The organism is Micromonospora sp. NPDC047793 (assembly GCF_040642635.1).
Lineage (GTDB): Bacteria > Actinomycetota > Actinomycetes > Mycobacteriales > Micromonosporaceae > Micromonospora.
The window spans coordinates 99,217-113,215 of the sequence record NZ_JBEYSG010000014.1; the positions used below are offsets into that span (position 1 = coordinate 99,217).

The following is a 13,999-nucleotide window of genomic DNA, read 5'->3' on the forward strand; positions in this document are numbered from 1 at the left end:
CCGCCCACGATCGATCACGCACTGTCGCCGGCCAGTTGCTGCTGCTTGCGCCAGCGGATGCCCGCCTCGATGAAGGAGTCCAGCTCACCGTCGAAGACGGAACTCGGGTTGCCGGTCTCCTGCTCGGTCCGCAGATCCTTCACCATCTGATAAGGGTGCAGAACGTACGACCGCATCTGGTCGCCCCAGGAGCCCGCCGCGTCGGTCTTCAGGCCCTGGAGCTTGGCCTGCTCCTCCTGGCGCTTGCGCTCCAACAGCCGGGCCTGGAGCACCCGCAACGCCGACGCCTTGTTCTGGAGCTGCGACTTCTCGTTCTGGCAGGTCACCACGATGCCGGTCGGAATGTGCGTGATCCGCACGGCGGAGTCGGTGGTGTTGACGCTCTGTCCACCCGGTCCGGACGACCGGTAGACGTCGATCCGCATCTCGTTCTCGGGGATGTCGATGTGGTCGGTCTGCTCCACCACCGGCAGCACCTCGACCCCGGCGAAGCTGGTCTGCCGCCGGCCCTGGTTGTCGAACGGACTGATCCGCACCAGCCGGTGGGTGCCCGACTCCACGCTGAGCGTGCCGTACGCGTACGGCACCTTCACCGTGAAGGTGGCCGACTTCAGGCCCGCCTCCTCGGCGTAGGAGGTCTCGTAGACCTCCGTCGGGTAGCCGTGCCGTTCCGCCCAGCGCAGGTACATCCGCAGCAGCATCTCGGCGAAGTCCGCCGCGTCCACGCCACCGGCGCCGGCCCGGATGGCCACCAGCGCCTCCCGGGAGTCGTACTCGCCGGAGAGCAGGGTGCGGACCTCCATCTCCTGGACGGCCTTGCCCAGTCTGGCGATCTCCGTCTCGACCTCGGTGAGCACACCGGAGTCGGCCTCGGCTTCGGCGAGCTCCAACAGCACGTTCGCGTCGTCGATCCGCGCGCGCAGGCTGCCGAGCTTGTCGATCTCCCCGTTGACGTAGGAGAGCTGGGAGGTCACCTGCTGCGCCCGGGCCTGGTCGTCCCACAGGTCCGGGGCGGACGCCTCCTGCTCCAGGCGGGCCTTGTCCGCGCGCAGGCGATCGAGGTCGAGCACCGCCTCGATGTTGCGCAGGGTGGCGTCGAGGTCCTTGAGCTGTTCGGCGTAGTCGGCAGCGGTCACGACAGACAAGACTACTGCTCGGGCGAGGAGTGAGCTTGCGAGCCCCGCAGTCCCGGGCCAAATACACCCGGCTCGGGCGAGGAGATCGGGCTCCGGGCGCGGCAGTCCCGGGCCAAATCCGGTCCGCTCGGGCGAGGAGATCGGGCTCCGGGCGCGGCAGTCCCGACCCGATCCATCCTGCCCGGGCGGGTCGTCAGCCGACGGGGGCGCTCTTGAGCCAGGTCAGGGCGGCCTTGTGGTAGGCCACGGCGAACTCCAACGCGCTGGCGTCGAAGTTGTCGCCTTCCTTCTTGGCGCTCTTGACCTGCTCACGGACCCGGGCCAGGGCCTCGGTGTGGTACTCGTTGGCCGCCACCTGGAGGTTCTTGAGCTGGCTCGACGAGTGCAACTGCCCGAAGGCGATACGCAGGGCGATCGGGTTGCGGATGGTGTCCCGCCCGGGGTCCTCCGCGAGCCAGCGGGAGAATGTCCGCTTGCCGGCGGCCGTGATCGCGTACGGTTGACTCATCCGCGGCCCGGGTTTGCCCAGCCGGACGAAGCCCCGCTCGGCCAGCACCGGCAACTCCCGGTAGACCTGGCTGCGGGTCATCGACCAGTACGGCGCCAGTCGGCGCTCGGCGGCGGCCATCAACTGGCCACCTGTCATGGGTCCCTCGTGGAGCAGCCCGAGTAGGGCCGCCGCCGTGGGGTTGACTCCGGATTCCGCCATGCCGCTTACGCTGCCACTTTGCTGAGCCGGCGTCCAGGATTTCACCGTTTCGCCACCCATTGGGGTTTCCTATGTGCACTGTCGGCGCACGACGGTGCCCCGCAGCCGCCCCACCTGCACCGTTCCGGCCACCCACACCCCCGGCACCCACCCCGCCGCCGAGGCCCGGATGTAAGGAGGGGTCCCCTGCTATACACGAGGCGTTAGCAGGGGACCCCTCCTTACATCCGGTTACGTCGCGCTACCTCTCAGCCCATGTGGGGGTAGGTGTGGTCGGTGGGCGGCACGAAGGTCTCCTTGATCGTCCGGGGCGACGTCCAGCGGACCAGGTTGTGCCAGGAGCCGGCCTTGTCGTTGGTGCCGCTGGCCCGGGCGCCGCCGAAGGGCTGCTGCCCGACCACCGCGCCGGTCGGCTTGTCGTTGACATAGAAGTTGCCGGCCGCGTACCGCATCCGCTCGGCCACCGCCTCGACCACCCGGCGGTCGGTGGCGAAGATCGACCCGGTCAGGGCGTACGGGGCGATCGACTCGGCCTGGGTGACCACGTCGTCGAAGCGGGTGTCGTCGAAGACGTGCACGCCGAGGATCGGGCCGAAGTACTCGGTGGTGAAGGTCTCGTGGGCGGGATCGCCGCACTCGAAGATCGTCGGGCGGACGAACCAGCCGACCGAGTCGTCGGCGGTGCCGCCCGCGATGACCCGACAACTGTCGTCGCCGGAGATCAGGTCCAGCGCGGCGGTGTGCCGGGCGAACGCCTTGTCGTCGATGACCGCGCCGCCGAAGTTGCGGAAGTCGGTGACGTCGCCGTAGGCGAGCCCGTCCGCGGTGGCGGCCAGCCGGTCGCGCAGGCCGCCGTCCCAGACCGACCGCGGCACGTACGCCCGGGAGGCGGCCGAGCACTTCTGGCCCTGGTACTCGAAGGCGCCCCGGATCAGCGCGGTGTGCAGGGCGTCGACGTCGGCGCTGGGGTGCGCCACGACGAAGTCCTTGCCGCCGGTCTCGCCGACCAGCCTCGGGTAGCCACGGTAGCCGGCGATGTTCTCCCCGACCGTGCGCCACAGGTGCTGGAACACCTTCGTGGAGCCGGTGAAGTGGATGCCGGCCAGGTCGGGGTCGGCCAGCACCACGTCGGAGACCTCCTCGCCCCGACCGGTGACCATGTTGATCACGCCGGGCGGTAGCCCGGCCGCCTCGAACAGCCGCATGGTGAAGTGCGCCGCGAACTGCTGCGTCGGGCCTGGCTTCCAGACCACGGTGTTGCCGAGCAGGGCCGGTGCCGAGGGCAGGTTCCCGGCGATCGCGGTGAAGTTGAACGGGGTGACCGCGTAGACGAAGCCCTCCAGCGGCCGGTGGTCGAACCGGTTCCACACCCCGGGCGAGGACATCGGCTGCTCGGCGAGGAGCTTGCGGGCGAAGTGCACGTTGAACCGCAGGAAGTCGATGAACTCGCAGGCGGCGTCGATCTCGGCCTGCACGGCGGTCTTCGACTGGCCGAGCATGGTGGCCGCGTTGAGGGTGTCGCGCCACGGACCGGCGAGCAGTTCGGCGGCGCGCAGGAAGATCGCCGCGCGCTCCTCGAAGGGCAGGGCCCGCCAGCCGGGGGCGGCCTCCTTGGCCGCCGCGACGGCGGCCCGCGCGTCGTCCCGGGTGGCGTGCCCGGTCACCCCGAGCACGTGCGCGTGCCGGTGCGGCTGGACCACGTCGATCGGGTCGCCGCCGGCCATCCGCTGGGTGCCGGCGATGGTCATCGGCAGGTCGATACGCTCGGCGGCGAGTTCGGTCAGCCGCCGTTGGAGCCGTTCCCGGTCGGTGCTGCCCGGCTCGTAGGCGCGTACCGGCTCGTTGTGTGGCTCGGGTACGGAGAACACGGCGTCCATCAGGGCTCCTGGCGATCTCGACGGCGATGGCGAACCCGTCCCGCGATGGCGGGACGCGGTGACGAAACCGTCCCACGGTGGCGGGACCTGGGCCAATACTCCCACGTCCAGCCTCTGTCGATCACACCCCGACCGCCCGACGACCGTCGATCAGGAGGCACTTCTCCTTCTCCGGCATGGATTCGTGCCCCAATGGGGCGTACGGCCGAAGATAGACAGGCGGCGTGGGCGGCGCTCGGGCTTCGGGCCGGTCATCGGGCGGGACGCGTACGCTGGGTTGCCGGTGACGTACCCGGGCCAGGTCGTCGGGCCCGGCGGTGAAGGGAAGACGATGAGCGACCAGCCCGGCGGTTCGACCGCTGCGCAGCCCGATCGGGCCGAGACCGGCGACCCGGCGGCCACCGGCACTCCCGCCGGACGGCCGCTGCGCGCTCCGGGTGCCCCGGTGCTGGCGCTGCTGGCGATGGGCTGGCTGGCCGCGATGCTCTGGTCCACCCGGGAGGCGATCAGTTCGGCCACCGCCGGGGTCACCGCGGTCAGCCTGTCGGCGTTCGCGCTGCCCGGGGTGATCTCGGCCGCCCTGGTCGCCGGTGCCGCGGTCGGGCTGGCGGCCGGCGAGCCGGTGACCCGCCACCGGGACCGGGCGACCCTGCGGTTCGCGGTGGCGGTCGGCGCCGGCCTGCTGGTCGGGCTCGCCGCCGCTCTCGTGATCGACCTGACCTACGTCGGCAACAGCACCACCCGCACGATCGCGAGCACCACGGCCGCCGCAGCGGTCATCGGCGGCGCGCTGGCGGGTGCGCGCAACGGTGCCGTCGTCGGCGCGGTGGCCTCCGCCACGCTGGGCACGCTGCTGTTCGTGGTGGCCTTCAGCCCGGCCCGGGACCCGCTGTTCAACCTCTTCGGCGCGGGCGACAGCCAGCAGTCGCTGATCGACGCCGCCGCCTGGGTGTCCCGTACGGAATCGCTGCTCGCCGGGCTGATCGCCGGCGCCCTGGCCTTCGGCTATCTCGCCTGGGCCCGGCGGCGGGCCACTCGGCTCGACCGGGCGGTCACCGGGCCGCGCTGGCCGGCGTACCTCGTCGCCGGGGCCGGTCCGGGGCTTCTGCTACTGCTCGCCGAGGTGATCATCCGCATCGGCGGCCGCTCGCTGATCGACCTGGCCGCCGCGCTCAGCGAGGCGGACGCGGTGGCGCAGACCTCGCTGGGCACCTCCCGGGTGGACAACGGCATCTGGCTGCTGTTCGTCGGCGCGCTGACCGCGCTGGTCGCGTTCGGCCGCACGCTCGGCCCGGCCCCCGACGACGAGCCGGAGAGCGGCACCGAGGCCACCGCCGCCGATGGTGCGAGCACCGCCGGTCGCCGAGATCCCCGCTGACTCAGCTCTTCTCGGAGGCCGCGCGCAAGAGCACTTCCAACTCGCTCGGGTCGTACCACTCAAGTTCGTGGTCCTCGGCGCTGTCGACGGTGAACTGCGCGTCCGGGTCGCCGGCCAACGCCTCCGCCACCACCTGCGCGGCGGCGGCCACGTCCGTGGCGGCGTCCGCGCCGTCCACGTGGATGGCCGCCACCGCGGCGGCCGGCACCGCGCCGCCCAACTCGACCACGCTCGACCCGAGCTCGCCGTCGCCCCGCCCGACCGCCCGCGCGGGCAGATCCACCGAGACCACGACCCGGCGACGCGGAGCGGCGGGGTCGTGCCGGATCAGTTGCAGGGCGTCCTGGGCGGCCCGGGTGAAGGCGACGTACTCCAACTCCTCCTCGTCGCCCTCGGCGTACCACTCGCGCAACATCGGCGTCACCGCATGCGCCTGCGCCGCCCCGAGGCCGTCCTCGGAGAGCCTGGCCAGCATCGGTACGGTCGCCGGCACGTAGACCCGCACTAGCTCGTCGGTCACCGGTGGTCTCCCCGCTCTCGTGAACCGGCCTCCGCCGGTCTCGCCGTACGCCCAGACCGTCATACACCCGTACCCGCTCTGGTGGAAGTTCCGCGCCGGTCGGGCGTGTCCGGGTCGTCGGCCGACGCGCGGCGCAGTGGCTGGGCTGGACCAGGTAGACAATGGCAAACTGAGGCAAACGACGCCAACCCGGGGAGTCTCCGTGGAGCCGAGGTTCCTGCTCCTGTCCGACGTGGCCACCGAGCTGAACGTGTCGGACTCGCAGGTCTACCACATGGTACGCAGCGGCGAGCTACCCGCGATCAAGATCGGCGGTCGGGGCCAGTGGCGGGTGGAGCGTGCCCGGCTGGAGGAGTACATCCAGCACAAGTACGCGGAGACCGCCGAGTGGGTCCGGGGCAATCCGCTCGCCGATCGCGACCCGGAGTAGCCACCCGATCCCGCCACGCCATTGACCGGTCCTGATCCATGGCTGAAGATGGAAGCTGTCGAAGGCAAACGAAGGCAAACGCAACCAACGACCGTTGACATCCACCGCTGACATCCCTAGGCGAGGCGCAGTGCGATGACCGACCTCCGGCGACCCGGGCCGCCCCGCCCTCCCGTGCGGCTGCGACCCGCCCCCGCGTTCGACCCGCCGTTCCTGGACGAGGACGCCACCGGCTGGCCCGTCCCGGTGCACGGCCAGCTCGCCCTCGACCTCTTCGCCGGGGCCGGGCCGTGGCCCGTCCGGCGCGAGCCCGACCGGCCGCCCACCCGACGTCCGGTCCTCGGCGCGATTCCCCTGTTCGACGAAGCCGGGCCGCACACCCGCCCGGCACCGTCCGGGCCGGGGGCTGACCGGTCCCGACGACTGCCGCCCGACGCCCTGGTCACGGCCACTCCGGCGGCCACCCGGGTGGCGCACCGTTTCGTGGCGACCTGCCTGGAGGTGTTCAACGGCTTCCGGCCGCCGGTGCAGTTGCGGCGCCACCTCGACCCGGCCCGCACCGCCCACCTGCTGCCCGAGTTGGCCAGGGCCGCCGCCCGAGGCGCCCCGGCCACGGCCCGCCGCCGGTCCACCCGCCCCGGTCTCCGGCTGCGTCGACTGCGTGTCTGCGAGCCGCGTCCGGCCGCCATCGAGGTCGCCGTGGTGCTCACCGGGGCCGCCGGCCGCACCTGGGCGATGGCGCTCCGCCTGGAACACCGACGCGGCACCTGGCTCTGCACCGACCTCCGCGTCCTCTGAGCGCCCCCCGGGGCCGCCCGAGGCCGTCCCCGGCGCGCAGGGTCCCCGGCGCGGACGCGACGGAGCCGTGGTCACCAGGACCACGGCTCCGTCGAGAACCCGTCGCGGCGGGGCCGGTAGGCCCGCCGGGTGCGGCGTCAGTCCGCCGAGCCGCCACCGGGGGCGCCGTGGCAGCGCTTGTACTTGCGACCCGAGCCGCAGGGGCACGGCGCGTTACGGGACGGCCCGTTGCTGGCACTCACCTGCCCGGTGGGCGCCGACTGGCGGGCCGTGCTGCCGGCCACGCCCGCGCCCCGACCGGTGGACACGCGCTGTGGTGCCGAGGGAGCCGTCCGACCCGGTGCCGCCGGTTCCGAGCCACCGATGCCGAGGGCGGGGGCACGCTGGTCGTCGCGTTGCACGGCGACCGCACCGGACCCGGCTTCCCCGTCGATGGTCGGCGCGGAATACTGCAGGCCCTGCTGCTGCGGTGCCCGACCCAGGCCCTTGGCCCGCACCTCCACCGGCTTGTCCAGCAGCTGGACCTCCTCGGCCTCCGGCTCCGGCTCGTTGACCTGGACGTCCAGGTTGTAGAGGAAGCCGACCGTCTCCTCCTTGATGCCTTCCATCATGGTGGTGAACATCGCGAAGCCCTCGCGCTGGTACTCCACCACCGGGTCGCGCTGGGCGTAGGCGCGCAGCGAGATGCCCTCCTGGAGGTAGTCCATCTCGTAGAGGTGCTCACGCCACTTGCGGTCGATGACCTGGAGCAGCACCATCCGTTCGAGCTGCCGGGTGCCCTCGGCGCCGAGCTGCTCCTCACGCCGGTCGTAGGCGGCGTTCGCGTCGTCCTTGAACTGCGCGACCAGGAAGTCGGCGTCGATGCTGGCGCGCGAGCCGCCGGCCTCCTCCTCGACGTCCTCGATGGTGATGCCGACCGGGTAGAGCTGCTTGAGGTTGGTCCAGAGCTGCTCCAGGTCCCAGTCCTCGGCGTACCCGTCGGAGGTGGCCCCCCGCACGTACTCCTCGACCACGTTGTTGATCATGTTGCGGACCTGGTCGGAGAGGTCCTCACCGTTGAGCACGCGCAGCCGCTCGGCGTAGATCACCTGGCGCTGCTTGTTCATGACCTCGTCGTACTTGAGGACGTTCTTACGGATCTCGGCGTTCTGGCCCTCGATCTGCGCCTGCGCGCCCTTGATCTGGCGGGTGACCATCTTCGACTCGATGGGCACGTCCTCCGGGATGTTGAAGCGCTCCATCACCGCCTCGACCGCACCGGAGCGGAACCGCTTCATCAGGTCGTCCTGGAGGGACAGGTAGAACCGCGACTCACCCGGGTCGCCCTGCCGGCCGGAGCGACCACGCAACTGGTTGTCGATCCGCCGGGACTCGTGTCGCTCGGTGCCGAGCACGTAGAGCCCGCCGGCCGTGGCGACCTCCTCGGCCTCGGCGTCACAGGCCTGCTTCCACTTCGGCATGACCTCTTCGAGCGCCTTGTCGTACTCCTCGGCGTTCTCCTGCGGGTCGAGGCCGCGCTGACGCAGCTCGCTCGCGGCGAGGAACTCGGGGTTGCCGCCGAGCAGGATGTCGGTGCCTCGACCGGCCATGTTGGTGGCGACCGTGACCGCGCCCTTGCGACCGGCCTGGGCGACGATCTCCGCCTCGCGGGCGTGGAACTTCGCGTTCAGCACCGAGTGCGGGATGCCCCGGCGGCGCAGCAGCTGGGACAGGATCTCGGAGTTCTCCACCGAGACGGTGCCGACCAGCACCGGCTGACCGGCCTGGTGCCGCTCCGCGATGTCCTCGATGACCGCGTTGAACTTGGCCTGCTCGGTCTTGTAGATGACGTCCGCGCGGTCGTCCCGGACCATCGGCCGGTGCGTCGGGATGGTCACCACGCCGACCTTGTAGACCTTGTTGAACTCGCCCGCCTCGGTCTGGGCCGTACCGGTCATGCCGGAGAGCTTGTCGTAGAGGCGGAAGTAGTTCTGGAGGGTGATGGTGGCCAGGGTCTGGTTCTCCTGCTTGATCTCCACCCCCTCCTTGGCCTCGATCGCCTGGTGCATGCCCTCGTTGTAACGACGACCGTGCAGGATGCGGCCGGTGAACTCGTCGACGATCAGGACCTCGCCGTCGCTGACGATGTAGTCCTTGTCGCGCTTGTAGAGCTCCTTGGCCTTGATGGCGTTGTTCAGGTAGCCGACCAGCGGGGTGTTCACCGACTCGTAGAGGTTGTCGATGCCGAGCCGGTCTTCGACCTTGGCCACACCGCGCTCGGTGACCGCGATGGTGCGCTTGGAGAAGTCGACCTCGTAGTCGCCCTCGCCGTCCTTGCCGGCCTGCAGGCGGGCCACCACGGCGGCGAACTCGCCGTACCAGCGGGCGGAGTGCTCGGCCGGGCCGGAGATGATCAGCGGGGTCCGGGCCTCGTCGATGAGGATCGAGTCGACCTCGTCGACCACGGCGAAGTTGTGGCCGCGCTGGACCAGCTCGTCCCTCGACCACGCCATGTTGTCGCGCAGGTAGTCGAAGCCGAACTCGTTGTTCGTGCCGTAGGTGATGTCGCACTCGTAGGCCGCACGGTGCTCGGCGGCCGGACGGTTCGGCAGCACCACGCCGACGCTGAGGCCGAGGAACTCGTGCACCCGGCCCATCCAGGCGGCGTCACGCTGGGCCAGGTAGTCGTTCACCGTGACCACGTGCACGCCCTCGCCGGACAGCGCGTTGAGATAGACCGGCATCACCGAGGTCAGGGTCTTGCCCTCACCGGTCTTCATCTCGGCGATGTTGCCGAAGTGCAGCGCGGCACCACCCATCACCTGCACGTCGTACGGCCGCTGGCCGAGCACGCGCGCCGCCGCCTCCCGGCAGACCGCGAAGGCCTCGGGCAGCAGGTCGTCCAGGGTCTGCCCCTCCGCGAGGCGCTCCCTGAACTGCTCGGTCATGCCGCTCAGCTCTTCGTCGGTGAGGTTGACGTAGTCGTCCTCGATCGAGTTGACGGCGGCGGCGATCGCCTTGAGGCGACGCACCATGCGCCCCTCGCCCGCGCGGAGGACCTTTTCCAGAATCGACACGGATCAACGCTCCCCTAGACAGTCTCGAACCATCGTAGGCGTTCCCACGGGCCGATGGTCACTGGTGGCGGTGGTCGGCCGCCGTGAAACCGACATAACGCACCGACGGACCGCCCGACCCTCGGTCATCCGGTTACGCCGTGGGCGAACGATCCGGCACGATGTCTCGGATGGAGCCCGTGGAGATCGCCGAGGACGGAGTACTGCTGCGCCCGTGGCAACCCGAGGACGCCGCCGACGTCCACCGCGCCTGCCAGGATCCGGACATTCAGCGCTGGACCACCGTACCCCGCCCGTACCGACCGGTGGACGCCCAGCGGTTCGTCGCCGAGATCGCCCCGGCGGCCTGGACGGCCGGCACCGGAGCACCCTTCGCGGTCTGCGACGCCATCACCGGCACACTGCTCGGCTCCTGCGGTCTCGTCTCGATCGACCGTGGTACGGGCGAGGTCGGCTACTGGACCGCCCCCTGGGCCCGCCGACACGGCGTGGCGGTACGCGCCACCCGGGCGGTGGCCCGCTGGGCCTTCGACGCGGTGCCCCTGCGCCGCCTGATCTGGCAGGCGGAACTGGGCAACCACGCCTCCCGGTTGGTCGCGCTACGGGCCGGTTTCCGCATCGACGGTCGGCTGCGGCTGGCCGATCCGGCACCCGGGGGCCGACCGGAGGGCTGGATCGGCTCGCTCTCGCCCGACGAGATCCCGGCGCCGGGTGAGGTGGGTCCGGCCGGGCCGGGCACCCTGCCGGCCCGACGGGCGGCGGTCTTCGGGCGGCCACCGCCCGTCCTCTTCGCCACCAGCGGCGACCACGAGCTGCGGCTGCGGGCCATGGAGGAGGACGACCTCGACGCGATCGAGGCCACCTGCCGCGATCCGGAGACCCGGCGCTGGACCAGTCTCCCGACGGACTACCGGCGGCGGGACGCCGAGTCGTTCCTGGAGTACTGCCGCCAGGCGTGGGCCGGGGGCACCGCCGCCGGCTACGCGATCGCCGACCGGCAGGACCGCTACGTCGGCACGATCGACCTGCGGCTCTCCCCCACCGATCCGCTGCTGGCCGACGTCGGCTTCATGACCGCGCCGCACGCCCGTGGCCGGGGTCACCAGACCGCGGCGCTGGCCGCGCTCTGCACCTGGGGCTTCGCCGTGCTCGGCCTGGCCCGCGTGGAGTGGCGGGCCACCGTCGGCAACGTCGCCTCGCGACGGGTCGCCGAGAAGGTCGGTTTCGCCGTCGAGGGCACCGCCCGACGGGCCCTCGCCCATCGCGGCACTCGGGTCGACGCCTGGGTCGGCGGCCTGATCGCGGAGGACCTGGCATGACGCCGGCAAGCATCGAGACGGCGGACGTCCGACTGCGCCCGTTCCGACCGGACGACGTCCCCGACATCGTCGCGGGGTGCGCCGACCCGCTGGTCCAGCGCTACCTCGACGGGCTGCCCCGTCCGTACACCGAGGCCGACGGCCGCTGGTGGGTGGCCGAGGGCGCCCCGGCCGCCTTCGCCGCCGGAGGCGCCGCGTACGCCGTCGCGGACCCCGGCGACGACCGGCTGCTCGGCACGGTCGGGCTGAGTCATGCGGTGCCGCAGCGCGCCCAGGCCGAGATCGGCTACTGGGTGGCGCCGTGGGCGCGCGGCCGGGGTGTCGCCACCGCCGCCACCCGGGCCCTGGCGCAACGGGCCTTCGCCACCGGAACCGCCCGGCTGGAGCTGGTCACCCACGTCGAGAACACGGCCAGCCAGCGGGTCGCGCTGGCCGCCGGATTCCAACCCGAGGGGGTACGCCGCAGCGGCGGTCCGGTGCGCGGCGGTGGCCGCCGGGACCTGACCGTCTGGGTACGCCTCGCCGACGACCCGCCCGGACCGTCCCCGCGTCCGCTGCCGGACCTGCCCGACGGCCGGCTCACCGACGGGGTGGTCGTGCTGCGCCCGCTCGGTCCCGACGACGCGGACGACATGTACCGTCTGCACTCCGCGCCGGAGGTAGTGGCCAGCATGGTGCCGCCCGAGCGGCCCACGCGGGACGACGTCGACCGCCGGTGCGCCGGGGCACAGAGTCAGTGGCTGGTCGGCCGGTCCGCCGCCGTGGTCCTGCGGGACGCCGCCAGCGACGCGTTCGTCGGCGGCTGCTCGCTGATCCACGAGGCACCCGCGAGCCAGGCCATGATCGGTTACAGCCTGCTGCCGGAGTGGTACGGGCGCGGGTACGCCACCCGGGCCGTCCGGCTGCTCACCCGGTGGGGGTTCGACCGCGTCGGGCTGGCCCGGCTCTGGGCGGGCACGCTTCCGGAGAACCTCGCCTCACAGCGGGTCCTGCAGAAGGCCGGCTTCCGGCGCGAGGGTCTGCTGCGCGGGCGGCTGCCCGCCTCGGAGGGCACCCGGGCCGACTCCACGGTGTACGGGCTGCTCCGCACCGACCCGGCGGACTGACCGCTCGGGAGGGCCGGTCGCGCCGCCCCCCCGGACCTGCCGCGCCGCCCCCGGATCGGGCGCTCCCGATCCGGGGGCGGCGGCGGGCCGCTCAGATGTCCAGCGAGATGATGCCGTAGTCGTAGGCGTGCCGTCGGTAGACCACACTCGGCCGGCCGGACTCCTTGTCCTGGAACAGGTAGAAGTCGTGGCCGACCAGTTCCATCTGGAAGAGGGCGTCGTCGACGGTCATCGGCTCGGCGGGGTGGACCTTCTCCCGGGCGATGTGCCAGGGCTGTTCCGCCTCGTGTTCCTCCTCCGGCCGCTCGGCCACGGCGGTGGCGGTGCCGGACTCCGCAGGCGCGGCGAGCGCGGGCAGGTCGGTCACCGGCAGGCCGGCGGTGGCGGCGGCGACCGAGATCGGTGTGTGCCGCCCACGGTGTACGCGACGCCGGTCGGCCGCACGACGCAGCCGGGCGTCGAGCTTGGCGATGGCCGCGTCGAGCGCACTGTAGAAGTCGTCGGTGCAGGCCTCCGCCCGGATTACCGGGCCCCGGGAGTAGCAGGTGATCTCCACCCGCTGGCAGTGATCGGCCTGGCGCGGATTGCGCTCGTGGAACAGCTCCACATCGACACGAATAAGTTTGTGGTCGTAGCGTTCGATCTTCGCGAGTTTGTCTGCGACATGTACCCGGTAGTGATCCGGCACTTCGACGTTACGGCCCTTGACCACGATGTCCACGTGACCTCCCTCGATCGGATGGTCTTCGATCCGAGAAACCCGGTCGCGCGTGGCGGGGACGACCCCAGTCGGCGTCGACCGGTCAATACGGCTACGCCTCCTCTCACCGCCGGGGGTGGGTGGAATCGCCTTCCTACCCCCGACAGGCAAACGCTAACTCCTGTTCGCCCGGCCGTCACCCCCCGTCGCCAAGACCACCGGGTGATTTCCACAGCTCATACACGAAGGGGTGAAACGGAAACACAATCGGTTACGGTTGGCGCCTTCGCGCGGTCGCCGCGAGCACTGTCGCCACCGAGGGCGACCATCCGTGCGCGGTCAGCACCCGGCTGATCGCCGCCAGGGTGGCCCCGGTGGTGACGATGTCGTCGAGCAGCACCACCCGCGTCCCGTCCGGCACCGCCCCGAGGCCGGGGCGCATCCGGAACGCCGCCGCCGCGGCCTCGGCCCGACCGGCGCTGTCCAGCGTGACCGAGTCCGGACGCGGCATGGCGCGCAGCGCCCGACCGACCCGCACCGGCCAGCCCGCCGCGCGGAGCCGGTGGGCACAGTGGCGGGTCAACCGGCCGAGGTGGTCGCCGTACCGGGCCCGGGCCGCCGCCGGGGTGTCCGGCACCGGCACCAGCAGCACCGGGCGGACCGGGCCGACCGCTGCGGCCACGACCTCGGCGAGCAGGGCGCCGAGCGGGCGGGCCAGGCCGTGGCGGCCGTGGTCCTTGTACGCCAGCAGGGTTTCCCGCAGCGGCCCGCCGTACGGGCCCAGGGCGTGACAGGGCGGCAGTCCGGGTGGGGCGGGGACCGGCCGCACCGGCCCGGGACGCAGCGCGCCGAGCGTGGCGACGCAGTCGGGACACACGCCGTGCCGCAGTCCCGACCGGCGTTCCCGACATCCGGCGCAGTCGGCGGGCAGCACCAGATCGGTCAGGTCCGCCCAGAGCCCGGCCAGCAC

Annotated in this window: 12 protein-coding genes; 5 read left to right on the forward strand and 7 right to left on the reverse strand. The window is 72.0% G+C overall.

What is annotated here, in order from left to right:
• Window positions 1-14: 14 nt before the first annotated feature.
• The 3 genes from prfB to pruA form a co-directional block, all read right to left on the reverse strand.
• A complete protein-coding gene (gene prfB / locus ABZ738_RS24125) occupies window positions 15-1,136 on the reverse strand; it encodes a peptide chain release factor 2 (RefSeq protein WP_357216612.1) in 1,122 nt (373 codons plus the stop codon).
• A gap of 193 nt (window positions 1,137-1,329) precedes the next feature.
• Window positions 1,330-1,845 carry a PadR family transcriptional regulator gene (locus ABZ738_RS24130; RefSeq protein ID WP_131054690.1) on the reverse strand — a complete coding sequence of 172 codons (516 nt, stop codon included), beginning with the start codon at window positions 1,843-1,845 and terminating at the stop codon, window positions 1,330-1,332.
• A 248-nt stretch (window positions 1,846-2,093) separates the two neighbouring features.
• Window positions 2,094-3,722, reverse strand: a complete 1,629-nt coding sequence (gene pruA, locus ABZ738_RS24135) for an L-glutamate gamma-semialdehyde dehydrogenase (protein ID WP_357216615.1) — start codon at window positions 3,720-3,722, stop codon at window positions 2,094-2,096.
• Window positions 3,723-4,053: 331 nt separating this feature from the next.
• Between pruA and ABZ738_RS24140 the strand changes: the two genes are divergently transcribed.
• Window positions 4,054-5,100, forward strand: coding sequence for a hypothetical protein (locus ABZ738_RS24140; protein ID WP_357216618.1), 1,047 nt, complete (start codon window positions 4,054-4,056; stop codon window positions 5,098-5,100).
• Between the two features lies 1 nt (window position 5,101).
• Here ABZ738_RS24140 and ABZ738_RS24145 read toward each other — a convergent pair whose 3' ends face one another.
• Window positions 5,102-5,620, reverse strand: a complete 519-nt coding sequence (locus ABZ738_RS24145) for a hypothetical protein (protein WP_176092735.1) — start codon at window positions 5,618-5,620, stop codon at window positions 5,102-5,104.
• A 202-nt stretch (window positions 5,621-5,822) separates the two neighbouring features.
• On the opposite strand from ABZ738_RS24145, the gene ABZ738_RS24150 reads away from it, so the two are divergent.
• Both ABZ738_RS24150 and ABZ738_RS24155 read left to right on the forward strand, forming a co-directional pair.
• Window positions 5,823-6,050: a helix-turn-helix domain-containing protein gene (locus tag ABZ738_RS24150; protein ID WP_131057891.1), complete on the forward strand. Its 228-nt coding sequence runs from the start codon at window positions 5,823-5,825 to the stop codon at window positions 6,048-6,050.
• A gap of 135 nt (window positions 6,051-6,185) precedes the next feature.
• Window positions 6,186-6,848, forward strand: a complete 663-nt coding sequence (locus ABZ738_RS24155; protein ID WP_357216623.1) for an Rv3235 family protein — start codon at window positions 6,186-6,188, stop codon at window positions 6,846-6,848.
• Window positions 6,849-6,985: 137 nt separating this feature from the next.
• On the opposite strand, the gene secA is transcribed toward ABZ738_RS24155, so the two are convergent.
• Window positions 6,986-9,904 (reverse strand): preprotein translocase subunit SecA, encoded by a 2,919-nt coding sequence (gene secA, locus ABZ738_RS24160; RefSeq protein ID WP_131056918.1) that lies wholly within the window; start codon window positions 9,902-9,904, stop codon window positions 6,986-6,988.
• Between the two features lie 170 nt (window positions 9,905-10,074).
• On the opposite strand from secA, the gene ABZ738_RS24165 reads away from it, so the two are divergent.
• Both ABZ738_RS24165 and ABZ738_RS24170 read left to right on the forward strand, forming a co-directional pair.
• Window positions 10,075-11,223 (forward strand): GNAT family N-acetyltransferase, encoded by a 1,149-nt coding sequence (locus ABZ738_RS24165; RefSeq protein WP_357216627.1) that lies wholly within the window; start codon window positions 10,075-10,077, stop codon window positions 11,221-11,223.
• Window positions 11,220-12,329 (forward strand): GNAT family N-acetyltransferase, encoded by a 1,110-nt coding sequence (locus ABZ738_RS24170; RefSeq protein WP_357216630.1) that lies wholly within the window; start codon window positions 11,220-11,222, stop codon window positions 12,327-12,329. Before ABZ738_RS24165 ends, ABZ738_RS24170 begins: the two co-directional genes overlap by 4 nt.
• A gap of 91 nt (window positions 12,330-12,420) precedes the next feature.
• On the opposite strand, the gene raiA is transcribed toward ABZ738_RS24170, so the two are convergent.
• Both raiA and ABZ738_RS24180 read right to left on the reverse strand, forming a co-directional pair.
• On the reverse strand, window positions 12,421-13,050 hold the full coding sequence (gene raiA, locus ABZ738_RS24175; protein WP_131057878.1) for a ribosome-associated translation inhibitor RaiA: 630 nt from the start codon (window positions 13,048-13,050) through the stop codon (window positions 12,421-12,423).
• A 250-nt stretch (window positions 13,051-13,300) separates the two neighbouring features.
• Window positions 13,301-13,999: a ComF family protein gene (locus tag ABZ738_RS24180; protein ID WP_357216633.1), complete on the reverse strand. Its 699-nt coding sequence runs from the start codon at window positions 13,997-13,999 to the stop codon at window positions 13,301-13,303.